A 26,019-nucleotide genomic window follows, 5' to 3' on the forward strand; every position below is an offset into this window, starting at 1 on the left:
GCTGTTGTCATCGGGAACATCCTTGCCCTCGTCCTGGATCTGTTCGACGACCGCAGTCGTTTACTCGATTGAGCGTAGTTGGCGCCTCGCCATTTTGCCTGCGAGCGCCGGCAGAAGTTTTGCGTGAAAGTGTAAAAAATCATCTAGCCTTGAAGCAGGCGCCGGGACACCGGGGGGTGTGCTGCGCATCGTTCATGTCCACTGTTTTGCTTGAGGCCCAGCCATGGAAGAGCCAACCACGCCCACGCCGAGTCAGCGACCGAAGGTGCTGCTGGTCGACGACGAAGAATCCATTCTCAACAGTCTGCGCCGCTTGTTACGCGGTCAGCCCTATGATGTTCTGCTGGCCACCAGCGGTGCCCAGGCGCTGGACCTGCTGGCGCAGCAACCGGTCGATCTGGTGATGAGCGATGCGCGCATGCCCGGCATGGACGGCGCGACGTTGCTGGCGCAGGTGCGCGAACGTCATCCGGGGGCTCTGCGCATCATGCTGACCGGTTACGCCGACCCCAGCGCCATCATCAAGGCGATCAATGACGGGCAGATCCACCGTTACATCAGCAAGCCGTGGAACGATGAAGAATTGCTGCTGATCCTGCGCCAGGCGCTGGAGCATCAACATTCGGAGCGTGAACGGCAACGTCTGGAGCGTCTGGCCCGGGCGCAGAATGCCCAGCTCAAACAGCTCAACACTTCGCTGGAAAAACACGTCGCGGCGCGCACTGCCGAGTTGCAGCAGACCGCCGACATGCTCGATCTGGCGTACGAAGAGCTCAAACGCAGCTACGTCACCGGCACGGAAGTGTTCTCGCTGCTGGCCAACCTGCGCTTGCCGCCCGCCAAGCAGACCAACCGGCAGATCATCGAGCTGGTGCGCGGCTACAGCAAGGTCCATGGCCTGGACGAAGCGTCGAGTCGCGACCTGACCATGGCCGCAGCGTTGTACAACATCGGCAAACTGAGCTGGCCGGATTCGATGATGGTCACGCCGTCGGACCTGCTGCATTCGGCAGAGCGCGAGCGTTATCGCGGCTATCCGAAGCAGAGCGAATCGCTGCTGATGACCCTTGATCCGATGAAAGATGCCGCCCGGCTGATTCTGCATCATCAGGAGCATTGGGACGGCAGTGGTTTTCCCGACCGGCTCAAGGGTGAGGCGATTCCGTTCGGCTCGCGGTTGCTGAAACTGGCGGTGGACTTCGTCGAACTGCAACGCGGCTTGATTCTCGAACGGCAGATGAACAACGACGAAGCGCTGCTGTACCTGCGTCAGTACAGTGGCCGCCTGTACGATCCGGAGCTGGTTGAGGCGTTCATCGAGGTCTGTATGACATTGCTCAACGATGTCGCCCTGATCGACCCGCAAGTCAAGGTACTCAACACCCGCGAGCTGGCCGCCGGCATGATTCTGGCGCGTAACCTCAATGCCGATAACGGCATGCTCCTGCTCAACACTGGCAAGGTGCTCAGCGGCCCGTTGATCGAGAAGCTGATTGCCTTCGAAGCCATGGAGGGTGGCAAGTACCGGGTCTTCGTCAAAGAACCCGAGGAGCCAGTGGCCGCGCTCGAGGCACAGGGCTGACGCGCATGACGGCGGAGCTCGGGCATGGGATCCTTGGTTTTTTGCCCCAGGGATTTTCCGCCTCATGCCGCTGACTTCTGACGCTTCGCCCCGCACCCTCCATATCGCTGCTGCGCTGCTGCTCAACCCGCAAGGGCAGACCTTGCTGGTGCGCAAACGCGGTACCACGGCGTTCATGCAACCGGGGGGCAAGATTGAAGCCGGCGAAGAACCGGTGCATGCCCTCGCGCGCGAGCTGGAAGAAGAACTCGGGCTGCAGATCGATCCTGCGCAAGCGCAATTCCTTGGCGAGTTTTCCGCACCAGCAGCCAACGAGCCGGGGTTTGTCGTGTATGCACAGATTTTCCAGCTGACCATCGCAGTTGACGTCTGCCCGGCGGCGGAAATCGAGGAAGCCATCTGGGTCGATCCGGCCACAGATCCCGCCGTTGAACTGGCGCCATTGACACGCGAACACATCCTGCCGTTTTATCGCCGTTCACTGAGCGCACTCGCCTGATCATTCACGCAAGGAACTTTGCCATGATCCCGCTTCAAGACCTGCTGATTTTTGCCGCCGCTGCGTTGTTGATGGTGCTGACACCGGGGCCGAACATGATTTATCTGATCTCGCGTTCGATCTGTCAGGGTCGCCGGGCCGGTGTGACGTCGTTGCTGGGCGTGGTCGGTGGATTTTTCGTGCATATGTTCGCGGCAGCGGCGGGTTTGACTGCGGTGTTTCTGGCCGTGCCAATGGCCTATGAAGTGTTGAAGTGGGCGGGTGCGCTGTACCTGCTGTGGCTGGCCTGGCAAGCGGTAAAACCGGGGGCTCGTTCGCCGTTCGAGGCGCAGCAACTGCCGGCGGATTCATCGCGCAAACTGATCACCATGGGCTTTCTCACCAGTGCACTGAACCCGAAGATTGCGGTGTTCTATCTGTCGGTGTTTCCGCAGTTCATCAGCCCTGAACATGGCTCGGTATTCGCGCAAAGCATCGTTCTGGGCCTTACCCAGATCAGCGTCAGTTTCAGCGTCAATCTGCTGATCGCGTTGTTTGCCGCGGGCATTGCTGCGTGGTTTGTGCGCAATCCGACGTGGCTGTCGCTGCAACGTTATGTGATGGGGTTTGTGCTCGGCGGTCTGGCCGTGCGCCTGATGCTCGAACAGCGCAAGACGGCCTGAACATGTGGATCGAACGGCTGGACGCCAGTCATGCGCTGGCTTATCGCGAACTGATGCTCGAAGCCTACGACCGCCATCCGCAGGCGTTCACCTCAAGCGTGCGCGAGCGTGCGGTGATGCCGTTGAGCTGGTGGGAAGGGCGCCTGACCAGCAAGCTCGATGTGGTCTTGGGTGCGTTCGAGGGCAGTTCGCTGGCCGGGATCGTCGGCCTGGCATTCGAGCCACGCGAGAAGGCCCGACACAAAGCCACGTTGTTTGGCATGTATGTGTCGGCGGACTTTCGTCAGCACGGTTTGGGCTTCGAGCTGGTGCAGGCGGCCCTCGCCGAAGCGCGAAACCATTCCGAGCTGAAACTCATCCAATTGACCGTCACCGCTGGCAATGCGGCCGCGTTCAACCTCTACCAGCGCTGCGGCTTCATCCAGTACGGCCTCGAACCGCTGGCGGTGCGGGTGGGGGAAGACTACTTCGACAAAATCCACATGTGGCGCGAGATCTGAGCCGCGCAGATGATCGTTCCCATGCTCTGCGTGGGAATGCCTCTACGGACGCTCTGCGTTCGGCTTCAGAAGGGACGCGGAGCGTCCCGGGCTGCATTCCCACGCGGAGCGTGGGGAACGATCGAACACAGCAGGGGGGCCTACTGCTCAAGCGGTTCAGCGCACGGCGCTGACGCCGTCCAGGGTCGAGAACGAGGTGTCCTTGGCCGTCAGCAGGAAATCGCGCATGTACGGCGCATCGAGCATGTCGGTGCGAATCGCCGCATACAGCGTCGCGAACAAGCCCTTCTCGCCGAGGCGCTTGCCTTTCACGTAACCGCGCGAACTGTATTCATGCAGCGCCCAGTGCGGCATGCCGCAGACACCGCGGCCGCTGGCGACCAGTTGCATCATCATCACCGTCAGCTCCGAGGTGCGCACCTGCGCCGGTTCGATATCGGCCGGTTCGAGAAAACGCGTGAAGATATCGAGGCGGTCACGCTCCACCGGATAGGTGATCAGGGTTTCGCTGAGCAAGTCTTCCGGGACTATGTACGGCTTGCTCGCCAGCGCGTGCTGATTGGCCACCGCGAGCATGGCCTCGTAGGTGAACAGCGGCACATACGTGATGCCGGCGATGTCCAGCGGATCGGAACTCACCACCAGATCCAGATCGCCACGGGCCAGCGCCGGCAGCGGCGCGAAGGAGAAGCCTGAAGCGAGGTCGAGTTCAACCTCAGGCCAGGCGTCACGGAACTGGTCGATCGTCGGCATCAGCCACTGAAAGCAACTGTGGCATTCGATCGCCATGTGCAGGCGCCCGGCCGTGCCACCGGCCAGACGGCCAATGTCGCGCTCGGCGGCGCGCAGCAGTGGCAGGGTCGCGTCGGCCAGTTGCAGCAGGCGCAAACCGGCGCTGGTGAAACGCACCGGTTTGGTCTTGCGCACGAACAGCGCCATGCCCAGGCGCTCTTCGAGTTCCTTGAACTGATGCGATAACGCCGACTGCGTCAGGTGCAGGCGGTCGGCAGCATCGACGAGGCTGTCGGCATCGCGCAGGGCGTGAAGCGTCTTCAAGTGGCGGATTTCAAGCACCCGTATGGCTCCATGAGAAAAACTTGTGATAACTGGATAATTGTTGAGTTTGTCTCATGATAATCCGGTTGTCGACAACGGAGCACCTTCGAAGTCAGCGCCAGTCGATCTTGCTCATGGTCATTACTGACTGTAAGCAAGATCGGGCGTTGGATTCAAACCCGCTCGAAATGCCCAAGCACAACCGATTGTTTGCCGATTTTCGCATAGGGCAGCGTCGCATCATCGGCATGGGTCAAAAAACGGTGCTGGGGCAATTTCAAATGCGCGGTTTCGAAGCGCTCGAACACCGGTGTCGCGTTGCGGTAGTGAAAATGCGCGTACCACAGCAATTGTTCGGGTTCGCGCGAAATGTTCCAGATTTCGTATTCCTGCAGGTAGTCCGGATGGCCGCCGCGCCTGCCGAGCAATTTGATCGGCAGCGTTCGGCGTATGTCCACGGCGCCTTGACCGATCAGGTCATCGAGCATGCCATCGGTAGGCTTCAGGCTGGTCAATGAGCGTTCGGTGCGCAGGGTGCGCCCGGCAACGCTAAGCTCGGCGGCTTCATCACGCAATCGCTGGATCAGCGGATGCTGCGCAGATCTGCCGGCGATGCGGTCGGCGCGGGTGTTCAGCTCGCTGGCCTGGGAGTCCATCATGTGTTGCAGATCGACCGGCAACATGCCCCGGTCGGCATTGCTGTGCACGCTGGCGCGGTAGGCAGGAATTCTGTCCAGACGCTGCCGGGCATCACTGACCAGAGCCGCGAGGGTGACGGGTGGTGCCTCGGGTAATGGAGCCTGAGGGCCGATCTTACGCGAGCGACCGTCGGCGCCTTGCTCCCAGATCTGCACTTCACCCTCTCTGAGTTTGCGTTCATAAATCCGCCGCTGCGACTTCGTGTCGAAGCGTTCCGTGCCGTACAGCAGGCTGCCGTCCTCGGTGGTGAAAACCCGTTGGGCCGGCTGGCCGGGTGTTTTCGGCGCCGGTGGGTCGATGACGCCTCGGCGGGCGCGACCGGCCATCTGCTCCAGGCCATCAAGCAGTGGTTCGACGGTGTCCTGATGAAAATGCTCTGGATAGGCCGTCCTCCAGATGGTCATCTGCCGTCGGAAGCGGGTGTAGACATCCAGACACTCCTCAAGCATGCGGCTGCGATTCTGCGCAGTGGTCTGAATGTTCGGCAGGTCGTACTGGGTGGTCGCGGCCTGTCTGGTCTGCTTCCAGAGTTCGTCTGTGCGCTCGCGGAAGTACATCCAGGAAACGTCATTGTCATAGCTGTAATTCTTGACCAGATCCAGGCGAATGTAGGTTTTGTGATAGAGCAGACGTGCGTCGCTGTGTTGGCTGTTGATGAGTTCGACAATGCCGAACTGAGTGGCCTTGTCGGATTTCAAGGTGATGCGTTCACTCCACTGATTGACTTTGGTCCTGAGGTCTTCCAGTACCTCGAACTTTTTCACGTAGTCCAGCTGCAACTCGCGAATCTGAGCAAACATTGCCAGTCGCCGCGTCCGTGCGCCTGGAGGTAAAGCGTTGACTGTCCTGCTCAGCCGCATGACGTCCTCCAGGACCATGACAGACGCTGTGGACACCTGACCCGAGCGCATGGCGTATCGCGAAGTCAGTCGCTGAGCAAGGGAGCTTTGCACCCGGTTGACGGAGGCTTGCTTATTGCCGCTGGTGAGCGGTTTCAACTCAGCCAGGGCCTCATAGCGCTGAACAGACAGGCGGATATCTTCAAGGCACGCCGTTTCGGCTGCCGGCAGCAGCGCGCGCTGGTCGGCCGGGCTGGCGTCCTGGAAAGCCAGTATGGCGGTCTTGTGCGCCTCGATCTTGCTGTCGATGACATGAGCCAGCCGTTCGGTCTCGAGTTCCAGCTGCTGATGCCGACGAAACGTGCGCTCTGCCCACCAGCGTGGCAAGCGCTGGCGAACCACCGGAGGCCAGTACGGGTCCAGCGCATCGGCCAGATGCCCGGCGACGTTGCCGCCACCACGCAAGCCGTCCGCGCTGGCGGTTCCGTAAACGCCGTACCAGGTATCCCAATGGCCGGTTTCATCCAGCGCGATCGGTTGTTTGTAGGACTTGCGCGAATTGCCGAACAGGCGCCAGTGGCGTGAGCCCGTGCCCAGTTCCACTTGGTAGATACGCCCCTGACGTTCGATGAAATCGCCGTCGACATGTCGATAAATACCCCGGTAAAGACCGTGGCTGCCTGGCTTGACTCCGGTCAGCGACAGCGGTTGTTCGTAGTCGTAATCGCGGAAACGGGCGAGCACATGCCGGGCCTGCCGCTGCGTTTTGCCATGCAAGGCCGAGACGTTGCCCAGCAGCGTATGCAACTGGCGTGTACGTGTCAGAGCGCGGGTGGTGCGCGAGAGGGTCGAGGCCACCGCTTCGCCCGGCAGCAGATCCATGAGCGCGTCGATCAACGAGAGAAACATTGTCTCGATTTCCGCCAGGCCATCCGCCACCTCGCCGCGCAAAAACGCTGCCACGGCCTGATTGGCGGCAGTCCAGGCGTCGTACAGCGCCACGACGGTGCCGACGAAAGGCACCATGCCCAGCGCCATTTTTATGTAGTTGAACGCGCGTGGCCCTTTCAGTGCGTAGCGCTCGAAGAACAGTTCATCGTTGGAGCGCGAGCTGCCGCGATGAGCCTCGAGCAAACGCCCCTTGTGCGCGTCGAGCAGGTGCGCGGCCAGCGAAGTGCTCGCCGGCCAGCGCGTGCCAATGTCGATAATGGCGTCGAAGTTTTTTTCCACCGCCTGGCCGATGCGGCTGATGTGCGCGCGAACATTGCCGTGCAAGGCCTTGCCCGCCAGGTATGCACTCCAACGGTCAGTTGCGCACAGTCTGAACAGCCCTTTGCGCGCCGCTTCGAGGCTGTCGTAACAGCGAAAGAATTGCTCATCCGGACTGTCCGGCAGGTACAGCACAGTGGTGCCGCTGATCTGCTCTTCAATGAAGGTCACGCCGGACAAGGTCACCGGGCCTTCACGCGGGGTGTCTTTGCCGCCGGTTTTAAGCGAAACCGGCAACAGCACGATGCGCTTGCCCCTGGCGAGCCAGGCGTCTGCGGTATTGGCATCGATCGCGATGTCCACCACCTCAGCGTCATCTCGACTGAGGTGTTTCTGTGCCCGCGCATTGGCACACTGGATTTTCAACAGCAGGCGCCAGGGTTCGATCAGGCTTTCGCGTCGATGCTCCCGGACGTACAGCGGCTCGTCGGGCGCGCCATGGAAGGCTTCATGGATCCTGCGCTCATAGGCCTTGGGCAGGTCCAGCTGCGGCAGGACTTTACGCAGATAGCTCAGGTTGATGCCGTTGAGCAGACGGTTGCGATCCTGTCGGCGCGCGGCATTGACGTCCAGGCGCATGAAAACCAGGCGCTGCGACAGGGCGTCATTGAGCACTGATTGAACGTTGTCGATATTCAGCTGGGCAAGGTCTTCCAGTGACATCCTGCTGTACGTGGCGCCAGGCACGATCACGGTTTTACGGCGCGGGCCGGCGGGGCTGGGTTCCACCACCGTTTCGGTTCTGGTCGAATCTGGCAATTCGACCTGCACGGAAAAATAGCCCTCGGTGTTGAAATCCTTGCGCAGGCGCGCGTACAGATGTTTGCGGGTGAAGTCGTCGCGCGGTTCCAGTGCCAGGGTCATCAGCGCATGACTTTTACCCATCGCCTCGATGTACGCCTGGATGAGTTGTTTGAGCACAATCCGCTCGCTTTTCTGCAAATGCACCAGCCAGCCCGGCAGATGAGTGGCCAACACGCCGCTGCGTTCCTGCTCCTGCACATGCGCGAACATCAGACCTCTGGCCGCGCTGACCGGGACCTGCATAGCGGCTGTGCAATCCTGGCGGAGAATTTCCAGTGCATCGGCGTGCCCGGATTGGTCGCGCAACCGGGCGGCCTGCATTTGGCAATCGGCGATCAGCACGTTGAGGCAATGCTGCAGCGGGTCCGAGGTAACAGCGTTGAGTTGCAAAGCGGATTCGCTGTCCTGATGGTCAATTTTTAACAGTGCGAGCGCCAATGCCCGGCGATCGCTGAAACGCTGCAGGCCACCGCCGTTGCCGGGGCAGTAAAGCAGCAGACTCGTGTCGGACGCGCTGTCCGTCAGTGCCGCTTGCCGAGTGAACACCAGTACGCCCTTAAGCGTTTCGCGCTGCACCGTGGCGGCTGCGTCGCGGGTTTCGCTCAGCGACAGAGTCAGGCTGGCCGCGACCAGATCTGTTTCCCGTGTGCCTGCCACAGGGTTGTCCAGCACGGCTTTGAGCAGGTCGTGTTCCGCGCTGTCGATGTGTCCCAGCAGCGCTTGCAGCTTCGCTTCGGCGTACAAGCCATCTTTGTGAGCCTGATAAATCGCAGCGAACGTCGTGTCAGAAATCGGGGCGCTCTCGAGCAACGAGGTGCAGGCGCTTTCGCAGGCTTGCTCGGCGGTTTCCAGCGCTTTCAGTGCGTCCCGACATTGTTGAAGACGCACGCCGTCGCGGTCGTTGGCCAACAGACGTTCGAGGGCCTCGCGCTCGCGCTTGAGCGCGGCATGCCTGAGGGTAAGCGGAATGCCTGCGGACAAGCTGCCAAACAACGGCTGGTCGTCACTCGCCGTGATCTCCGGGGCGGTGCGCGCCTGGGCCGGCGCGGCGACGATGATCGCTGTGCTGCGTTGGTGGTCAATCAGCTCGACGTGCAGCAGCGCCTGCGCACCGTGTTCGCGCAAGCCGGGGTTGCCCCGGTTGGTATGACGCAAGGCATTGATTTGCGCATGATGGCGATCGGCGAACAGATCGCTGGCGCCGGTGATCATCGGGTCTGTCGCTGCGCTGTAATCGAAGCGCAGGATCTGACGTGGCAGACCGGTGGGAATCTGCACCTGGCCGGCCAGCCACGTTTGCATCTCCGCTCGAGTGTCGAACGCCTGGATACACAGAGGGCGGCAGGGCAGGTAGAGCAGCGTTCGCGATGTTGCCGGGTCACCCGCGCGGATGACCCAAGCCCCCGGGAGTTTGACTTTGCTGTGGTTACTCAACACCAGAGCCGGTTTTTCCAGATGCACCGACTGACCTTTGAAAGTCACTGGGGTGGAACCTGAGTCAACGATGTGCTGCAGGAGCTCGAGCTGTTCGGCGTTGATGATTTTATTGGCGTAGGCGGCGTCAGCGCTGGCTTGGAAATGCGCTCGGTACAGTTCGCTGGCGCGTGTGCGTCGCGAAACCGGTGTGCCAGGTGCGCGTGCTTCCCAGAATTCGGACCAGCGTGTGGCGTGGGCGCTCTGCGGGTCGAGCGGCTTGAGCTTTTCCAGCAGTTGCGACGGCCTCAGTGCGTACAGAGGATGACCGGGCGTCAGGCCGACGACGTGGCAGCGCTGGTCGAGCGAGTCTTCCAGCGTCGGATGTTGTACGACAAAAGCGCAGGCATCGGTAAGGCTGACGAAATGCTCTGGCTGCGTTTGGCTGGCTATGAAGTTGAATCCGGTTTTTTCGCCGTCCAGTTGCAGTTGTCGCCGCAGCGACGCGTTGATCGTATCGCGCAGTGCGGGACTGCTCGCAAACAATTCGCGCAAGCCATTGCTGCTGTCGCGCCAGCGCTGATTGGCCTGTAGCAGCAAACTTTCGTCGATGGTTTCAGGCAGTGCCAGGGTCGCCGCGAACGACTCCGGGGGTGCGGGCGGCAAATCGAGGGTAAGGGGTTCGAGCATGGTGGATGACTCGCAAGGGGGAGCGGGGTATCCGCTCCTGTGCGGTTCATTCAAAACAGTTCGCTTCGGACCATGGCGGTACATGGATATTGTTTGCAGCGGCGCAATGACCACTCGGCACTCTTCATCAAACTGTCATCGAACTGTGGCAGCGCGCTTGAACAAACATCATCAGACTCGCGGCTTACTGGGGTTCTGCGTTTCGGTGTTTTTCATGGGTAAGCATTTTCTTTCTATCGCGGCCGTATTGGCCGCGCTTTTGTTCGGTTCGACGGCAGGGGCGGCGGCGCGTTGCGACGTCAATGTGCCGACCGAGCGGGCCGATCTGGCGCAGGTGAGCATCGCCTATCAAAGCATTGGCCGCGCCTCGGACCCGGCGCTGCTGCTGGTGATGGGTTTGGGAGGGCAGTTGATTCACTGGCCGGATGAAGTGGTGGTTGCGCTGTGTCAGCAGGGCTTTCGGGTGATTCGTTATGACAATCGCGATGTCGGGCTGTCGACCTGGCGTCAGGCGCCGGTAGAAGCCAACCTGACCTTTGAAGTGCTGCGCTACAAGCTCGGCCTGCCGGTGGCGGCGCCTTACAGCCTGACCGACATGGCGGACGATGCGCTGGGTCTGATGGACGCCTTGCAGGTGCAGCAATTTCACGTACTTGGCGCGAGCATGGGCGGGATGATCGCTCAGCATGTGGCAGCGATGGCGCCGCAGCGCGTCGAGAGCCTGACGCTGATCATGAGCACTTCCGGCGCCGAAGGCTTGCCGGCCCCGAGTGCGGCGCTGGTGCAGTTACTGTCGCGCCGCGGCGCACCGAATCGTCAGATGGCGCTGGAACAGCAAGCCGATCTGCTCGCGGCGCTGGGCAGCCCCAACGTTACCGATGATCGCCAGGCGCTGCTGCAACAGGCCGCGGCGTCCTATGACCGAGCGTTCAACCCCGAAGGTGTGAAGCGGCAGATCATGGCCATTCTTGCCGAGCCGAGCCGGGTGGCCCTGCTCAACCAGTTGCGCGTACCGACGCTGGTGGTGCACGGCACGGCGGATCCGCTGCTGCCGGTCATGCATGGCGTGCATCTGGCGGCGCACATTCAGGGCAGTCAGTTGAAACTGATTCCGGGGTTGGCGCATCGGTTTCAGGAAGCGTTCAAGGAACCGTTGCTGGCGGCGGTGTTGCCGTATTTGCAGGCGCATCGTGAGGATACGTCGCATTGGGCGCGGGTTGAGCCGGTGGCGCGTGGGGATGTGCTTTAGGTCCCCGGATCAAGAGCAACCCTCACCCTAACCCTCTCCCGGAGGGAGAGGGGACTGACCGAGGCGTCTTGCGCTATCTGCCGACCTGAACGATTGAGTCGATTATGGATTCGGTGAGTGTTATCAAGCTGGTGCATCCATAGCCGACTCGGTTTTCACCTCGACGAAACCCTCAAGAACCCTGCGGTCAGCCCCCTCTCCCTTTGGGAGAGGGTTGGGCGGGCGGCGTTCCGATGAGGGGCTTTTGATCTCAACTGTGAATACGCACCCAAACAGTCACCAACACAGTCGCCGCCAGCAACCACGCCACCGCCGCCACAGCCAGCGAAGCCTCCAGCCGCATCCGGTCCACCATCACATACAACGTCGCCAGATAAACGAAGTACGGAATGATCGACCACATCCCGAACACGATGGTGGTTTTCAGATCCTCAACCGAGCGCCCCTTGCCGACGATGTAATGCGCAATCAGCGCAAAGGTCGGAAACAGCGGCACCAGACCTGCGATGTAATAGTTTCTGGTTTTCGACAGCGCCGCGAGGATCAGCACCACGGCGGCGCCGATCGCGGCTTTGAGAATCAGATCCATCAGTGGCTCAGCCCGTACTTTTTCACTTTGTCGAACAGCGTGGTCTTGGCCATGCCCAGCTCCAGGCTCGCCTGGGTCAGGTTGCCGCCGCTGCGTTGCAGGGCGTCGCTGAGCAGGTTGCGTTCGAAGGCTTCCACCGCTTCGGCAAACGCCAGGCCCTGGCCGCTGCTGGCGCCGGATTTCTTGAACGCCGGCAAGCCAAGGGCGAAGCGTTCGGCGACGTTGCGCAGTTCGCGCACGTTGCCCGGCCAGTCGTGGCTCATCAGGTTCGACAGCGTCTGGTTGTCCAGCTCCGGCAAGGCACGGTCGAAGCGCAGCGCCGATTGCTGGGTGAAGTGTTCGAACAGTTGCAGGATGTCTTCGCGGCGTTCGCGCAGCGGCGGCAGTTCAAGGGTCACGACGTTGAGGCGGTAATACAAGTCGCTGCGAAACTCGCCGGCCTTGCTCGAGGCGTCGAGGTCGGATTTGGTCGCCGCAATGACCCGGCAATCGACCGCCACGCTCTGGTTTGAGCCGAGGCGTTCGAGGGTGCGTTCCTGCAACACGCGCAGCAGCTTGATTTGCAACGGCAGCGGCATGCTTTCCACTTCGTCGAGGAACAGCGTGCCGCCGTCGGCGTGTTCGATCTTGCCGATGCGGCGTTTGCCGGCTCCGGTAAAGGCGTTGGCCTCGTGGCCGAAGATCTCGCTTTCAAAGAGGTTCTCCGGCAGGCCGCCGCAGTTCAGCGCAACGAACTGTTTGCTGTGGCGGCGGCTGAAATCGTGCAGGCAGCGCGCGACCAGTTCCTTGCCGGTGCCGGTCTCGCCCTCGATCAGTACGTTGGCCGAGGTGTCGGCGACGTTGGCGATCAGTTCGCGCAGGTTCTGCATGGCGGGCGAACGGCCGATGATGCGGCCTTCCAGCGAATCGCGTTCGGCCAGTTGCCGGCGCAGCGACGTCACTTCGCGGGCGAGGCTGCGTTGTTCCAGCGCACGCCGCGCGACATCGACCAGACGCTCCGGCGAGAACGGTTTTTCCATGAAGTCATAGGCGCCTTTTTGCATCGCACCCACAGCCATCGAGATATCGCCGTGGCCGGTGATCAGCACCACCGGCAGGCTGCGATCACGGGCCTTGAGGCGGGTCAGCAGTTCCAGGCCATCGATGCCCGGCAGGCGAATGTCGCTGATGACGATGCCGGCAAAGTTGTCGCCAACCTGCTCCAGCGCTTCTTCGGCACTGCCGACGCCGATGCAGGGAATGTCTTCCAGGGTCAGTGCCTGTTGGCAGCCGAGCAGCACATGGGGGTCGTCTTCGACGATCAGCACACTGAGATCGTTATTCATATGGGCTCGGCAGGAGTAGGGCTTACCAGCGGTAAACTGAGGACGAAAGTGGTGCCACCGCTGGCCGGGTGTTCGACACCCAGATGCCCGCCGGTGGCGGCCGCGAGGCTGGCGGAGAGGGTCAGGCCCAGGCCCAGACCTTGCGCGCCGGGTTTGGTGGTGAAAAACGGTTCGAACAGATGCTTGCGCGCTTCGGCGTCGATGCCGTGGCCGTTGTCGCGCACGCGCAGGCGATACTTGCCGTCGAATTCTTCGCCTTCCAGCCACAACTCGGGTTGCGCTTGCGCGTGCATGGCGTCGAGGGCGTTGCCGATCAGGTTCACCAGAATCTGCTCCAGACGGGTCTGGTCGATGTGCAACTGCACATCGCTGAATTGCCGATGAATCTGCAGCGTTGAGTTTTCCAAGCGTGCGCCGAGCAATTGCAGCGCCGCCTCGACGGCTTTGCCGAGGCTGGCCTGGCCGTGGTTGTCGCCGCGCCGGGCGAACGAGCGCAGGCTGGCGGTGATGCGGCCCATGCGATCGATCAGGTCATTGATGGTCTTGAGGTTGGTGCTGGCGACGTCCAGCTGACCGCGCTCAAGGAAGCGCACGGTGTTGCCGGATAGCGTGCGCATCGCCGCCAGCGGTTGGTTCAGTTCGTGGGCGATGCTGGTCGACATCTGGCCGATGGCGGCGAGTTTACCGGCCTGCACCAGTTCATCCTGGGCGCGGCGCAAGGTCTCTTCGGCCTGACGGCGTTCGCGGATCTGGCTCTTCAACCGTTCGTTGCTGGCGCGCAGATCGGTGGTGCGTTCGGTAATCCGACGCTCGAGTTGGCTGTTGGCTTCTTGCAGGGCTTCGCGGGCGGCGAGGCGGGTGGCGATAACTTTGCGCCGCTCGTTCCAGGCGATCAGCAGGAAGGCGAGAAAGGCGAACGCCACGGCGACCAGAATGCCTTGATTGATCGCTTCGCGGCGCAGGTCCTGCAACGGGGTGAGCAGGGTGAAATTCCACGGCGTGTCGCTCAGCGGCCGGGTCTGCGCCAGGTAACTGATGTCGTCTTCGTCGGACTGCACTTCGCTGTTGGCCGGGAAGGTGAGTTTTTCCACGCCTTCGTCCAGCGTTTCGCGGGCCAGCGGTTGCAGTTCATTGAGCGGGAACCAGTAGTACTGCAGGCTGCGCGCCAGTTTTTCCTTGACCTCGTCGCTCAGCGGGATCACCGACTTGAGGCGTCGGGCCGGATCGCTGGAGAGAATGATGATGCCGTTCTCGTCGCTGACAAACGCTTCCAGGCGCGCACGCTGCCAGCGTTCTTCCATGGCTTCCAGGCGCACTTTGACCACCGCGACGCCGATGATCTTGCCGTGCTCTTCGAGGCCGTGGGCCAGGTAATAACCGGGCTCGCCGCTGGTGCTGCCGATGCCGTAGAAGCGTCCCGGTTCGCCGCGAACGGCTTTCTGGAAGTAGGCGCGAAAGGACAGGTCTTCACCGAGGTAGCTGTCGACATCGCGCCAGTTGCTGGTGGCCATGACGCGGCCGGTGGTGTCCATGACGTAGATGGCCCGACTGCGGCTGCGCCGGTTCAGGCCTTCAAGGTAATCGTTGACCGTGCGCCGGGTTTCCGGGGTCGGGTCGGCCAGCAGCTGCGAAACACTGGTTTCCAGTTCGAGCAGGCTGGGCAGGTAGGTGTATTTGCTGATCTCGCTTTCGACCGCACGGGCATGCAGTTCCAGCTGACGCTGGCCATTTTCGCCGAGGCTGCGGATACCGAAATGTTCACTGGTCCAGAAGCCGATGAAACCCAGACCGATCATCAAGGCGATGACCAGCGGCGGCAGGAACAGATGACGAATCAGACGGGGCTTCACGGCAAGTGATGGCGGCGCTGCGCGATAGAGATTGGGGTCGCATTTCATCACAGTTGCCTTGGGTCAACCACCACACTTGTTTCACAGGCGCTGCCGCCCCTTGTGGGAGCGAGCCTGCTCGCGAAAGCGCTTTGTCATTCACATCATCATCGTCTGACAGATCGCATTCGCGAGCAGGCTCGCTCCCACAGTTGGAGAATGACGCTTTTTAGTGCTGCAGGATTTTCTCGAGGAAGTGCTGCGCGCGTTCGGAGCGGGCGCTGATGTCGCCGAAGAATTCCTCTTTCGGGCAGTCTTCGATGATCTTGCCGGCGTCCATGAAGATCACGCGGTCGGCCACTTTACGGGCGAAGCCCATTTCGTGGGTCACGCACATCATGGTCATGCCTTCGTGGGCCAGTTGCACCATCACGTCCAGCACTTCGTTGACCATTTCCGGGTCGAGCGCCGAGGTCGGTTCGTCGAACAGCATGACGATCGGGTCCATCGCCAGCGCACGGGCAATCGCCACACGCTGTTGCTGGCCACCGGACAATTGCCCCGGATGCTTGTGAGCGTGTGCCGAGAGGCCGACGCGCTCAAGCAGTTGCAGACCTTTCTTGGTCGCCTCTTCCTTGCTGCGGCCCAGCACCTTAATCTGCGCGATGGTCAGGTTTTCGGTAATGGTCAGGTGCGGGAACAGCTCGAAATGCTGGAACACCATGCCGACGCGCGAGCGCAGTTTCGGCAGGTTGGTCTTCGGGTCGGCAATCGACGTGCCGTCGACGACGATGTCGCCTTTCTGGAACGGCTCCAGCGCGTTGACGCATTTGATCAGCGTCGACTTGCCCGAGCCCGACGGGCCGCAGACCACGATCACTTCGCCTTTCTTGACCTCGGTGCTGCAATCAGTCAGCACCTGGAAGTCCCCATACCACTTGTTGATGTTCTTGATAGAGATCATACGGCGAACCTTTTTTGCAGACGCTTGACCAGCAGCGAGGCGGAAAAGCTGATGATGAAGTAGACGACACCGGCGAAGATCAGGAACTCGTTGGAGCGGCCGATGATGTCGCCGTTGGAGCGCGCGGAGTTGAGGAAGTCGACCAGGCCCACGGTGTAGACCAGCGAGGTGTCCTGGAACAGGATGATGCTCTGTTGCAGCAGCAACGGCGTCATCTTGCGGAACGCCTGGGGCAGGATGATCAGGCGCATGGTCTGGCCGTAGGTCATGCCCATCGCTTGCGCGGCGGCCATCTGACCTTTGGGAATCGACTGAACGCCGGCCCGCACGATTTCACAGAAATACGCCGCTTCGAACATCATGAATGCCACGACGCACGAGGTGAATGCACCGATCGGCGTGTCTTCGCCGGTGATCCAGCGCAGCACGAACGGCACTGCCAGGTAGAACCAGGTGATCACCAGCAGCAGCGGGATCGAGCGGAAATAGTTGACGTATGCGCCGGCAATGTTCGACAGCAGTCTGCTCGACGACAGGCGCATCAGCGCCAGGATCGTGCCGAGCACGATGCCGCCGATTACGCCCATGACCATCAACTGCAAGGTCATGACCATGCCGTTCCACAGGCCCGGGATCGCGGGGATGATGCCGCTGAAATCGAAGTCCATTATTTACCCCCCACGGAGATCAGGCCGGGCACTGCGACTTTCTTCTCGACCATGCGCATCAGCAACATCAGGCTCATGTTCAGGGTGAAGTAGATCAGCGTGGCCAGGGTGAAGGCTTCAAACAGGTTGGCGGAAAACTCGGCGGTCTGTTTGGTTTGCGCCAGCAGTTCCATCAGGCCGATCAGGGACGCCACGGAGGAGTTCTTGAAGACGTTGAGGAATTCCGAGGTGAGCGGCGGAATGATGATCCGGTACGCCTGCGGCAGCAGCACGTTCCAGTAGATCTGCGGCAGCTTGAAACCCATGGCGCGGGCAGCAGATTCCTGACCGCGTGGCAGCGCCTGGATACCGGTGCGCACCTGCTCGCAGACACGGGCAGCGGTGAACAGACCCAGGCACACGACAACGCTCAGGTACGCCGAGGTGGTCGGGTTGAGGTCTTGCTTGTACCAGTCCTGCAGGTTCTGCGGCAGCAGGTCGGGTACCAGGAAGTACCAGATGAACAGCTGAACCAGCAGCGGCACGTTGCGAAACAGTTCCACGTAGCAGGTCGCGATGCCCGCTACGATGCGGTTTGGCACAGTGCGCATGACCCCCAGAATGGAGCCCAGCAGCAAAGCGATGATCCACGCCACGACAGCGATGCCAATGGTCCAGCCCAGGCCGGCGATGTACCAGTCGAGATAAGTCTCGCTGCCAACGCCGGTGGACTTGAAGAACACGCCCCAGTCCCAGTTGTAATTCATTAGGGTCTCCCCTCGAAATCGATCGATGTACAAGCACCCGCTTGGGGAAAATCCGTTCCCACCTGACGTTGAACGTCAGGCACACACGATCGGCTCGAAAACCGCCAGGTCGAGTGTTCCACAGCAAAGCCAGCAGGCAGTAACAGACGTCTGAGGGAGGTCGCTCCCTCAGACGATAAGGTTAGTCAGGAATCAGATTTTCACGTCAGGCGCAGGCTTGTCGCTCGGATTGGCGATCAGTTCCTTCACCTTGTCGCTCATCGGGAAGTTCAGGTTCAGGCCTTTTGGCGGGATCGGGCTTTCGAACCACTTGCTGTAGATCTTGTTGATCTCGCCAGACTTGTACAGGCCGACAATGGCGTCATCGACAGCCTTCTTGAACGGCGCGTCGCCTTTGCGAACCATGCAGGCATAGGCTTCGAAGGACTGCGGCGTGCCGGTAATGACCCAGTCGGTCGGCTTCTTGGCCTTGGCTTCTTCACCGGCCAGCAGGGCGTCGTCCATCATGAAGGCAACGGCGCGACCGCTTTCGAGCATGTTGAAGGATTCACCGTGGTCTTTGGCGGAGATGATGTTCATGCCCATCTGCTTGTCGGCGTTCATCGCTTTGATGATGCGCTCGGACGTGGTGCCGGCGGTGGTCACGACGTTTTTGCCCTTGAGGTCAGCGAAGTCGTTATAGGACGGCTTGCCTTCCTTGTCTTTCTTGACCAGCAGACGGGTGCCGATTTCGAAGATGTTGACGGTGAAGTCGACCTGCTGGGCGCGTTCGGTGTTGTTGGTGGTGGAGCCACATTCGATATCCGCGGTGCCGTTCTGGATCAGCGGGATACGGGTTTGCGAGGTCACCAGGTTGTACTTGACCTGCAGGTCTGGCTTGTTCAGGTCTTTTTTCAGGGCTTCAACGATCGCCATCTGAATGTCGTGGGAGTAGCCCACGGGTTTGCCGGAGGCATCCGCGATGTAGGAAAACGGGATGGAGCTGTCGCGGTGAGCGAGCGTGACGGTACCGGAATCGTTGATTTTCTTCAGGGTGCCGGTGAGTTCGGCGGCGAAAACTGGCGTGCTGATCAGAGCGGCAGCAATGGCTGCGCCCAGGATATGGGGAACGATGCGCATCAAATTTTCCTCGACATTGTTTTTTTTATGGAGCCAGTTTGTCGGCCCTTTTGTGCTTCGAATGCCTGACGGCTCCTGAAGCGTTGGCTCAGCGGGCATTCGTCGAGAGAGTGTAGAGCATGAGTCGTGCCAGAGCGGTCAGCGATGGTTAAGCTGCTGTTTTATAACGTTATTAAATTTTTATGATGGTAATTTTTTAGATGGTCGATCCGGTTTACCGAACTGACTGAAGAGTCTCGTTCGGAAAACCGAACATGGCATAGCAGTTACCCCGCAAGTGGTGTTTCATGCAAGTACACCCATTTCACGCCCTGTAAAGACGCACGCAGGATCACCACCGACAGCCGCGAATGTTCAGTGCCATCCAGCCGATTGGTTTCCACGTAGCTCAGCGCCAGCGTCTCATCATCCTGCCAGACAGTGTGCAAATCGCTGACGCCGATCTCAACTCCCGGACGTGCCCCCACGGCACCTCTGAACAATTGCTCGACTTCCCAGCGGTTCAACGGGATGGCCGAAACCCCGACCATGCTGAAGTCATCTGCAAACGCCTGCATCAACGGCTCTATGCTCGCTTCGCCGGTTCCGTCGGCATCGGTGAACACGCGATGGATCAGTTCGTGAACGTGATGAATACTGTGTTCGGCCAGTTCAACCAAGTCATGCGTCATGGGTTTTCCTTCGGAGTGTTCAATTGGCTCATTTGAAAAAGCGGGAACAGCCCGATCACTGCCGCCAGTGCGAAGGTGGCGTGATAGGCCGCGGTGATTTCGAACTGCTTGAGCAGCACGTTGAAAATCATCAGAAACAACGCGGCACCGAGGCTGAACGACATCTGCCGGTTGATGTTCCAGATCACGCTGGCCTTGTGCGTATCACCGCCGGCAAAGTCCATCAGTGAGGTGGTTTGTGCAGTGTTGGCACCGATGCCGCCGCCAACGCCCATCAAGCTGTAAGCGATGACAATCACCCACAGGTCCGTCGGGTCGTTGACCAGTGTCAGCGTGGCGATACCGGCGCTGTGCAGCAGCATTCCTAAGGTGAACAGACGCTTGGCGCCGACGCGGTTGTAGACCCGGCCGCAAATCGTCATGGCGATGAACGCGCCGATGGCATAGACAATCATGAACATGCCGGTCAGGCGGGCGCTGAAATGCAGGGTGTCCTGCAGGAAGAAAATGCTCATCAGATTGACCCCGGTGAACACACCGGGAATCGCGTAATAGATGAGGATCGAGGTGCTGAGCTTTTTGCTTTTGAGCAGGCTCAATTCAATGATCGCATTGCTGCAGCGGCGGTAGTGCAGCAGGTACAGCGCGATGAACAGCAGACCGGCCGCGACGCAGATCAGCGCGACCAACGACGGGTAATCGCCGCCGTACAACGACATGCCCAGCAGCAGGCTGGCGAGTGCGGCGCTGACCAGCAACAGGCCTTTGATGTCCGGGCGGGGCAGGCTGGCCGGTTTGCTTTCCTTGATCCAGAACCACGACAGCCCGGCGGCGATCAGCGAGAACGGAATGTTGCTGTAGAACACCCAGCGCCAGGAGCTGCTATCGACAATAATGCCGCCAACAGTCGGTGAGATGGCCGGGGCGATCAGTGCGACGGCCATCACCAGTGTGGAAATTTTTGCCCGCTGTTCACCCTGAAACAGATTGAAGGTCAAAGCCTGCCCGACCGGAATCAACAACCCGCCGCCTATTCCCTGCAGGAAGCGCCAGACAACCAGTTCGTGGAAGCTGTCCGACAGCCCGCACATCCACACCGAACCTGTGAACACCAGCATCGACGCCGTAAGAATCCCGCGGCTGCCAAAACGTCCGGCCAGCCAGGTGCTGACTGGAATAATCAGGGTAAGGCCAAGGATATAAGCATTGGCGACCCATGCCACCGATGAAGTACTGACCTGCAAAGTTGCCGATATACTTGGCAGGGCTACCGCCGACATGAATATGTTTATACAGTCAATAAAGAAGCCGATCAGAAAGATCAGCGCGATCTTGTAGCGATAGTTCATTGCATATCCTCTTTGCCGCGCAGGATAGAGGCGGTGGACTCGAAGTGTCGATACGACTATGCTTAAAACAATGTTTGACAGGATTTAACAGTGAGCCAACACGTTATGCACTCTCACCTTAATCGGGTTCAGACATTTCTCGCGGTGGTCGATTTTGGTTCTTATACCAAGGCTGCGAATTACCTCAGCATCAGCAAAGCCATGGCCAGCCTGCACGTCAAGGCACTTGAGGAAGTCCTGTCGGCGACGTTGCTGATCCGCAATACCCGCAACATAGCCCTGACGGAGATAGGGCAGGACTTTTATGAAGAGTTCAAGGGTATTGTCGCGGATATCGACAATGCCTTTGACAATGTATTGGAGGGTAATAACCGGGTATCGGGAAAGTTACGGATTAGTTCAACCAGCGAGTACGGCGAGAAGTTTATCCTGCCGTTGATACCGTTGTTTTCCGAGCGCTATCCGGAGATTCGCCTGTGCTACAACTTTAATTCTTCGTTGAATGACCTGGTCGCAGAAAAGCTGGATCTGGTGGTACGTCTGGGTAATCTGGCGGACTCGGCGTTCAAGTGTCGCAAGTTGGCGGACTACGAAATTGTCCTGGTGGCGACCGAGGCGTTTCTCGCCCGCCATCCGGTAGCAGAGCCGCAAGACCTGAACCACCTGCCGTGGATCGCCAACAGCAATCTTCAGGCGCCGACGCAGTGGACGTTGCGTGACGCGCAAGGGCGAAGCGTGGAGGTCAACGGTACCAGTCACTTCGAGTCGAATTCCTCTACAGCGATCCGCTCGATGACCTTGTCATCGCTGGGTGCTTCAGTACTGCCGGCATGGATGGTCGAAGACGATATTGTCGCCGGGCGTCTGGTGCGTTTGCTGCCTGGCTATTCACTGCCATCACAGTCGATCAATGTAGTGTTTCCCAACACAGCGCACCTGCCGCACAAGTCACGGGCGTTCATTGATTTTCTGTTGCTTCACCTGTCTCGGTGATGCCGACCTGAAAGCCCCTCACCCTAGCCCTCTCCCGGAGGGAGAGGGGACTGATCTTAGCGACTGGGCGAGATGCACTAACCTGGCATACCGAGTCGAACTCAGAATTTGAACCTCATGAAGATCGGCTCCCTTCCCCCTCTACCCCTTGGGGGCGGTCCGACGTTTCGGAGGGCTGGGGTGAGGGGGAAAAGATCTGACTGACCCCATCAGATCCTGCAGGGCCCACAAAACAAAAAGCCCCTGAATCTCACGATTCAGGGGCTTTCGTTCAAGCGTTGCTCACATCACGCCGCTTCGATCTTGCGGTTCTGCTCAACCTTGCCCAGATACGTCGCCAGCTTCTGCTGCTCGTCCGCTGTAGTGAACAACCCCAGCTTGGTGCGACGCCACAAAATGTCATGCGCGGTGGTGGCCCACTCTTCGCTGCACAGATAATCGACTTCGCGGGTATAGAGCCCGCCGCCGATGTGTTCGCCCATGTCGGCCAGGCTTTCTACGCCTTCGAGCATGCGCCAGGTGCGGCTGCCGTAGGTCACCGACCAGCGACGGGCGATTTCCGTCGGGACGAAGTCGAACTTGTCGCGGATCAGTGCGCTGAGTGCCTGCGGGGTGGTCATGTCTTCGCCGCCGGGCAGGGTCGCCGTGGCGGTCCAGCTTGGGCGCATCTGGGTGAAGAACGGCATCAACTGCGCCATCGCCGACTCGGCGAGTTTGCGGTAGGTGGTCAGCTTGCCGCCGAACACCGACAGCAATGGCGCCTCTTGCGCGTTGCCGGACAGCGCCAGTGTGTAGTCGCGGGTCACGGCCGATGGGTTATCCGATTCGTCGTTGCACAACGGACGTACACCCGAGTAGCTGTGCTGGATGTCGTCGCGGCTGAGCTGCTTCTTGAAGTGTTCGTTGACCACTTTCAGCAGATAGTCGGTTTCAGCTTCGGTAATCGCCACTTTGGCCGGGTCCCCGGTGTATTCGCGGTCGGTGGTGCCGATCAGCGTGAAGTGGTTCAGGTACGGAATGGTGAAGACGATGCGCTGGTCTTCGTTTTGCAGAATGTGCGCATGCTCGCCTTCGTACAGCTTCGGCACGATGATGTGGCTGCCCTGAATCAGACGGATGCCGTACGGCGATTCCATCTTCAGATCGTCGCGAATGAACTTGGCGACCCAGGGGCCGGCAGCGTTGACCAGAGCTTTGGCCGTGATCGAGAACAGGCTGCCATCAGCGCGTTCCAGATGCAGATGCCACAAGCCTTTGGCGCGGCGCGCGCTGACGCAGCGGGTCTGGGTGTGCACATGAGCGCCTTTTTCACGGGCGGCCATGGCGTTGAGCACCACGAGGCGAGCATCGTCTACCCAGCAATCGGAGTATTCGAAGCCTCTCTTGATTTCGCTTTTCAGTGCGCTGTCCGCGCCGAACTTCAGACTTTTCGAGCCTGGCAGTTTTTCGCGCTTGCCGAGGTTGTCATACAGGAACAGGCCGGCACGGATCATCCACGCCGGGCGCAGGTGCGGGCGGTGCGGCAGCACAAAGCGCATCGGTTTGACGATGTGCGGCGCCTTGGCCAGCAACACCTCGCGTTCGGCCAGCGCTTCACGCACCAGACGGAATTCGTAATGTTCGAGATAGCGCAGGCCACCGTGGATCAGCTTGCTGCTGGCCGAGGAGGTGTGGCTGGCCAGATCGTCCTTTTCACAAAGGAACACCGAGAGCCCGCGACCGGCGGCGTCCGCAGCGATCCCGACGCCGTTGATCCCGCCACCAATGACGGCGATATCGTAGATCTCGGAGATAGGGGGCGTTCGCAAGGTAGAGGTGGACATTGGCTGGCCTCGGGTTTTTTGATTTTCTATATTTGAAATCGAACATAAATGTTCATTTGCGAAAATGGTAGCCCATAAACACGCGCACAGCCAGTCGCCTTCGATTGAAAAAACTCATCGAAGGGCGGGGAAAGGAAAATTATCGAACATGGGATGCGCACGATGGCGCAGAAGAGGTGATGCAGATCGTTCCCACGCTCTGCGTGGGAATGCATCCATCGACGCTCTGCGTCGGCCGTTGAGACGGGACGCGGAGCGTCCCCGGCGGCATTCCCACGCAGAGCGTGGGAACGAGAGGTTAAACGACTTCGAGGCGAATCTTGTGCTGACTCAGCAACTGCGCCAGCGCCGGCACCGGTTGCTGATCGGTCACCAGGCAATCGATCAGGCTGATCGGCCCCAGCCGGATCATCGCGTTACGCCCGAACTTGCTTGAGTCTGCCGCCAGAATCACCTGGCGCGCGTTGGCAATGATCGCCTGGGATACCCGCACTTCCTGATAATCGAAGTCGAGCAGGCTGCCATCCTCGTCGATGCCGCTGATCCCGACCAGGGCGAAATCGACCTTGAACTGATTGATGAAATCCACGCTCGCCTGACCGACCACGCCGCCGTCGCGCCGTACATTGCCGCCGGTCAACAGTACGTCGAAATCGTCCTTGGCACTGAGCATCGACGCCACGTTGAGGTTGTTGGTGATGATTTTCAGATGGCTGTGGTTGAGCAGGGCGCGGGCAATCGATTCGGTGGTGGTGCCGATGTTGATGAACAGCGAGGCGTGATCCGGGATCTGCGCGGCGATGGCTTCGCCGATGCGTTGTTTTTCGTCGCGCATCTGATCGGCGCGCATCGCATAGGCGGTGTTTTCGACACTGGAATCGTACGCCGCGCCGCCGTGGTAGCGACGCAGCAGATTGGCTTCCGCGAGCTGATTGATATCGCGGCGAATGGTTTGCGGGGTAACAACGAACAGCGTGGCCATTTCCTCGATGCTGACATAGCCGCGTTCGCGGACCAGCTCGAGGATTTGCTGCTGACGGGGAGGCAGATTCATGGGGCTTCCTTTGGGCTGCCAAGCAAAATTTGCCCATGATGCCGCAGGAATCCGCTCCCGACCAGTTTGATGCCTGTCTGTAACTGAACCTTGGCTTATTCAGCGTCCTCGCGCGCCCAGTCACGGGTGCGGCTGACGGCTTTTTTCCAGCCTTTGTACAGTTTCTCTTTCGCGGTTTCGTCGAGGCTCGGTTCGAACTCGCGCTCAATCACCGCTTTGCCGCGCAGTTCTTCCAGACTGCCCCAGAAACCGCACGCCAGACCGGCCAGATACGCCGCGCCGAGGGCGGTGGTTTCGCGCATTTGCGGGCGCTCCACCTGGGTGCCGAGGATGTCGGCCTGGAACTGCATGAGGAAGTTGTTCGCCACTGCGCCGCCGTCCACACGCAACGCCTTGAGGCGTTCGCCGGAGTCCTGTTGCATGGCGTCGAGCACATCGCGGGTCTGGTAGGCGATCGATTCCAGCGCGGCGCGGATGATGTGATCCACACGCACACCACGCGTCAGGCCGAACAGCGCGCCACGGGCATACGGGTCCCAGTACGGCGCGCCGAGACCGGTGAAGGCCGGTACCAGATAGACGCCGTTGCTGTCCTTGACCTTGTTGGCGAAGTACTCGGTGTCGTGGGCGTCGTTGACGATTTTCAGTTCGTCACGCAGCCACTGCACGGTCGAACCGCCGTTGAACACCGCGCCTTCCAGTGCGTAAGCCACTTCGCCGCGTGGGCCGCAAGCGATGGTGGTGAGCATGCCGTGCTGCGATTTAACCGCTTTGTCGCCGGTATTCATCAGCAGGAAGCAGCCGGTGCCGTAGGTGTTTTTCGCCTGACCCGGCTCTACGCACATCTGGCCGAACAATGCGGCTTGTTGGTCGCCGGCGATACCGCCAATGGCGATGCCACTCTTGGTGCGACCGTAGATCTCCGACGAGGCTTTGACCTCGGGGAGCATTTCACGCGGGATGTCGAGAATTTCCAGCATCTTCGAATCCCACTCCAGCGAATGGATGTTGAAGAGCATGGTGCGTGAGGCGTTGGTGTAGTCGGTGACGTGCACCTTGCCGCCGGTGAATTTCCAGATCAGCCAGCTATCGACGGTGCCGAACAGCAGTTCGCCGTTGCGCGCACGCTCGCGGCTGCCTTCGACGTTGTCGAGAATCCACTTCAGCTTGGTGCCGGAGAAGTACGGGTCGGTGACCAGACCCGTGGTGTCGCGGATGTATTCTTCGTGACCATCACGCTTGAGCTGCTGGCAGATCTCGGTACTGCGGCGGCACTGCCAGACGATGGCGTTGTACACCGGGCGGCCGGTGGTCTTGTCCCAGACCACGGTGGTTTCACGCTGGTTGGTGATGCCGATGGCAGCCACCTGATCGTGATGCAGGCCCGCCTGGGCCAGGGCTTCGACCATTACCGCGCTCTGGGTGGCGAAAATTTCCATCGGATCGTGCTCGACCCAACCGGCCTGCGGGTAGTGCTGGACGAACTCGCGCTGCGCGGTGCAGACCACATTCGCATCGCGGTCGAAAATGATCGCGCGCGAACTGGTCGTACCCTGATCGAGGGCAATGATGTAGTTCTTGTTCTGAATGTCGGTCATGTCGATTGCCTTGGACGAAATAAGGGAGA

20 protein-coding genes are annotated in these 26,019 nt (G+C 60.2%); 6 read left to right on the forward strand and 14 right to left on the reverse strand.

Translation table 11 applies throughout. The annotated features are described in order from the left end of the window. Positions 1 to 223: 223 nt before the first annotated feature. From J3P75_RS06120 to J3P75_RS06135, 4 genes are all read left to right on the forward strand, one after another. Complete coding sequence (locus tag J3P75_RS06120; protein ID WP_434709649.1) at positions 224 to 1,582, forward strand: HD domain-containing phosphohydrolase; 1,359 nt, start codon at positions 224 to 226, stop codon at positions 1,580 to 1,582. A 64-nt stretch (positions 1,583 to 1,646) separates the two neighbouring features. Beyond that, complete coding sequence (locus J3P75_RS06125) at positions 1,647 to 2,081, forward strand: NUDIX hydrolase (RefSeq protein ID WP_434709650.1); 435 nt, start codon at positions 1,647 to 1,649, stop codon at positions 2,079 to 2,081. A 23-nt stretch (positions 2,082 to 2,104) separates the two neighbouring features. Next, complete coding sequence (locus J3P75_RS06130; protein WP_434709651.1) at positions 2,105 to 2,743, forward strand: LysE family translocator; 639 nt, start codon at positions 2,105 to 2,107, stop codon at positions 2,741 to 2,743. A 2-nt stretch (positions 2,744 to 2,745) separates the two neighbouring features. Then, complete coding sequence (locus J3P75_RS06135; protein WP_434709652.1) at positions 2,746 to 3,243, forward strand: GNAT family N-acetyltransferase; 498 nt, start codon at positions 2,746 to 2,748, stop codon at positions 3,241 to 3,243. A gap of 156 nt (positions 3,244 to 3,399) precedes the next feature. On the opposite strand, the gene metR is transcribed toward J3P75_RS06135, so the two are convergent. Together metR and J3P75_RS06145 are read right to left on the reverse strand one after the other, a co-directional pair. Beyond that, the gene (metR, locus tag J3P75_RS06140) at positions 3,400 to 4,317 is read right to left on the reverse strand and encodes a transcriptional regulator MetR (RefSeq protein WP_434709653.1); all 918 of its coding nucleotides are present in this window, start codon (positions 4,315 to 4,317) and stop codon (positions 3,400 to 3,402) included. 155 nt (positions 4,318 to 4,472) lie between these two features. Then, on the reverse strand, positions 4,473 to 10,013 hold the full coding sequence (locus J3P75_RS06145; protein WP_434709654.1) for a dermonecrotic toxin domain-containing protein: 5,541 nt from the start codon (positions 10,011 to 10,013) through the stop codon (positions 4,473 to 4,475). A gap of 214 nt (positions 10,014 to 10,227) precedes the next feature. Here J3P75_RS06145 and J3P75_RS06150 point away from each other — a divergent pair, with 214 nt between their 5' ends. Next, positions 10,228 to 11,262, forward strand: coding sequence for an alpha/beta fold hydrolase (locus tag J3P75_RS06150; RefSeq protein WP_434711217.1), 1,035 nt, complete (start codon positions 10,228 to 10,230; stop codon positions 11,260 to 11,262). Between the two features lie 250 nt (positions 11,263 to 11,512). Here the strand turns inward: J3P75_RS06150 and J3P75_RS06155 are convergent, their stop codons facing one another. From J3P75_RS06155 to J3P75_RS06195, 9 genes are all read right to left on the reverse strand, one after another. Next, the gene (locus J3P75_RS06155; RefSeq protein ID WP_434711219.1) at positions 11,513 to 11,842 is read right to left on the reverse strand and encodes a GlpM family protein; all 330 of its coding nucleotides are present in this window, start codon (positions 11,840 to 11,842) and stop codon (positions 11,513 to 11,515) included. Positions 11,843 to 11,850: 8 nt separating this feature from the next. Then, a complete protein-coding gene (locus J3P75_RS06160) occupies positions 11,851 to 13,128 on the reverse strand; it encodes a sigma-54-dependent transcriptional regulator (RefSeq protein WP_434711221.1) in 1,278 nt (425 codons plus the stop codon). Between the two features lie 44 nt (positions 13,129 to 13,172). Then, on the reverse strand, positions 13,173 to 15,074 hold the full coding sequence (locus J3P75_RS06165) for a sensor histidine kinase (protein ID WP_434709655.1): 1,902 nt from the start codon (positions 15,072 to 15,074) through the stop codon (positions 13,173 to 13,175). 160 nt (positions 15,075 to 15,234) lie between these two features. Further along, on the reverse strand, positions 15,235 to 15,969 hold the full coding sequence (locus tag J3P75_RS06170; protein WP_007916729.1) for an amino acid ABC transporter ATP-binding protein: 735 nt from the start codon (positions 15,967 to 15,969) through the stop codon (positions 15,235 to 15,237). Beyond that, positions 15,966 to 16,637, reverse strand: coding sequence for an amino acid ABC transporter permease (locus J3P75_RS06175; RefSeq protein WP_090285895.1), 672 nt, complete (start codon positions 16,635 to 16,637; stop codon positions 15,966 to 15,968). The genes J3P75_RS06170 and J3P75_RS06175 overlap by 4 nt, the downstream gene beginning before the upstream one ends. Next, positions 16,637 to 17,383 (reverse strand): amino acid ABC transporter permease, encoded by a 747-nt coding sequence (locus tag J3P75_RS06180; protein WP_039758393.1) that lies wholly within the window; start codon positions 17,381 to 17,383, stop codon positions 16,637 to 16,639. Before J3P75_RS06180 ends, J3P75_RS06175 begins: the two co-directional genes overlap by 1 nt. 192 nt (positions 17,384 to 17,575) lie before the next feature. Further along, on the reverse strand, positions 17,576 to 18,502 hold the full coding sequence (locus J3P75_RS06185) for a glutamate/aspartate ABC transporter substrate-binding protein (protein WP_203419338.1): 927 nt from the start codon (positions 18,500 to 18,502) through the stop codon (positions 17,576 to 17,578). 266 nt (positions 18,503 to 18,768) lie between these two features. Next, positions 18,769 to 19,173 (reverse strand): DUF4440 domain-containing protein, encoded by a 405-nt coding sequence (locus J3P75_RS06190; protein ID WP_434709656.1) that lies wholly within the window; start codon positions 19,171 to 19,173, stop codon positions 18,769 to 18,771. Next, positions 19,170 to 20,522, reverse strand: coding sequence for an MFS transporter (locus J3P75_RS06195; RefSeq protein ID WP_434709657.1), 1,353 nt, complete (start codon positions 20,520 to 20,522; stop codon positions 19,170 to 19,172). The genes J3P75_RS06190 and J3P75_RS06195 overlap by 4 nt, the downstream gene beginning before the upstream one ends. Positions 20,523 to 20,627: 105 nt before the next feature. Between J3P75_RS06195 and J3P75_RS06200 the strand changes: the two genes are divergently transcribed. Then, positions 20,628 to 21,515, forward strand: a complete 888-nt coding sequence (locus tag J3P75_RS06200) for a LysR family transcriptional regulator (RefSeq protein ID WP_434711223.1) — start codon at positions 20,628 to 20,630, stop codon at positions 21,513 to 21,515. Positions 21,516 to 21,802: 287 nt separating this feature from the next. Here the strand turns inward: J3P75_RS06200 and glpD are convergent, their stop codons facing one another. The 3 genes from glpD to glpK all read right to left on the reverse strand — a co-directional run bounded on the left by glpD (position 21,803) and on the right by glpK (position 25,990). Beyond that, positions 21,803 to 23,338 (reverse strand): glycerol-3-phosphate dehydrogenase, encoded by a 1,536-nt coding sequence (gene glpD / locus J3P75_RS06205; protein WP_434709658.1) that lies wholly within the window; start codon positions 23,336 to 23,338, stop codon positions 21,803 to 21,805. Positions 23,339 to 23,636: 298 nt separating this feature from the next. Next, entirely contained in the window at positions 23,637 to 24,392 is a 756-nt protein-coding gene (locus J3P75_RS06210) for a DeoR/GlpR family transcriptional regulator (protein WP_007963957.1), read from the reverse strand. A gap of 95 nt (positions 24,393 to 24,487) precedes the next feature. Next, positions 24,488 to 25,990 (reverse strand): glycerol kinase GlpK, encoded by a 1,503-nt coding sequence (gene glpK, locus J3P75_RS06215; protein WP_434709659.1) that lies wholly within the window; start codon positions 25,988 to 25,990, stop codon positions 24,488 to 24,490. Between the last annotated feature and the right edge of the window lie 29 nt (positions 25,991 to 26,019).

Source organism: Pseudomonas sp. R1-1 (genome assembly GCF_051132135.1).
Taxonomy (GTDB): domain Bacteria; phylum Pseudomonadota; class Gammaproteobacteria; order Pseudomonadales; family Pseudomonadaceae; genus Aquipseudomonas.

Coding starts and splice junctions, on each gene's coding strand:
- J3P75_RS06195 (WP_434709657.1), bottom strand. CDS start 20,522: ATGAACTATCGCTACAAGATCGCGCTGATCTTTCTGATCGGCTTCTTT.
- J3P75_RS06170 (WP_007916729.1), bottom strand. CDS start 15,969: ATGATCTCTATCAAGAACATCAACAAGTGGTATGGGGACTTCCAGGTG.
- J3P75_RS06175 (WP_090285895.1), bottom strand. CDS start 16,637: ATGGACTTCGATTTCAGCGGCATCATCCCCGCGATCCCGGGCCTGTGG.
- J3P75_RS06190 (WP_434709656.1), bottom strand. CDS start 19,173: ATGACGCATGACTTGGTTGAACTGGCCGAACACAGTATTCATCACGTT.
- J3P75_RS06120 (WP_434709649.1), top strand. CDS start 224: ATGGAAGAGCCAACCACGCCCACGCCGAGTCAGCGACCGAAGGTGCTG.
- J3P75_RS06200 (WP_434711223.1), top strand. CDS start 20,628: ATGCACTCTCACCTTAATCGGGTTCAGACATTTCTCGCGGTGGTCGAT.
- J3P75_RS06165 (WP_434709655.1), bottom strand. CDS start 15,074: ATGAAATGCGACCCCAATCTCTATCGCGCAGCGCCGCCATCACTTGCC.
- J3P75_RS06125 (WP_434709650.1), top strand. CDS start 1,647: ATGCCGCTGACTTCTGACGCTTCGCCCCGCACCCTCCATATCGCTGCT.
- J3P75_RS06130 (WP_434709651.1), top strand. CDS start 2,105: ATGATCCCGCTTCAAGACCTGCTGATTTTTGCCGCCGCTGCGTTGTTG.
- glpD (WP_434709658.1), bottom strand. CDS start 23,338: ATGTCCACCTCTACCTTGCGAACGCCCCCTATCTCCGAGATCTACGAT.
- J3P75_RS06210 (WP_007963957.1), bottom strand. CDS start 24,392: ATGAATCTGCCTCCCCGTCAGCAGCAAATCCTCGAGCTGGTCCGCGAA.
- J3P75_RS06180 (WP_039758393.1), bottom strand. CDS start 17,383: ATGAATTACAACTGGGACTGGGGCGTGTTCTTCAAGTCCACCGGCGTT.
- J3P75_RS06135 (WP_434709652.1), top strand. CDS start 2,746: ATGTGGATCGAACGGCTGGACGCCAGTCATGCGCTGGCTTATCGCGAA.
- J3P75_RS06185 (WP_203419338.1), bottom strand. CDS start 18,502: ATGCGCATCGTTCCCCATATCCTGGGCGCAGCCATTGCTGCCGCTCTG.
- glpK (WP_434709659.1), bottom strand. CDS start 25,990: ATGACCGACATTCAGAACAAGAACTACATCATTGCCCTCGATCAGGGT.
- J3P75_RS06145 (WP_434709654.1), bottom strand. CDS start 10,013: ATGCTCGAACCCCTTACCCTCGATTTGCCGCCCGCACCCCCGGAGTCG.
- J3P75_RS06150 (WP_434711217.1), top strand. CDS start 10,228: ATGGGTAAGCATTTTCTTTCTATCGCGGCCGTATTGGCCGCGCTTTTG.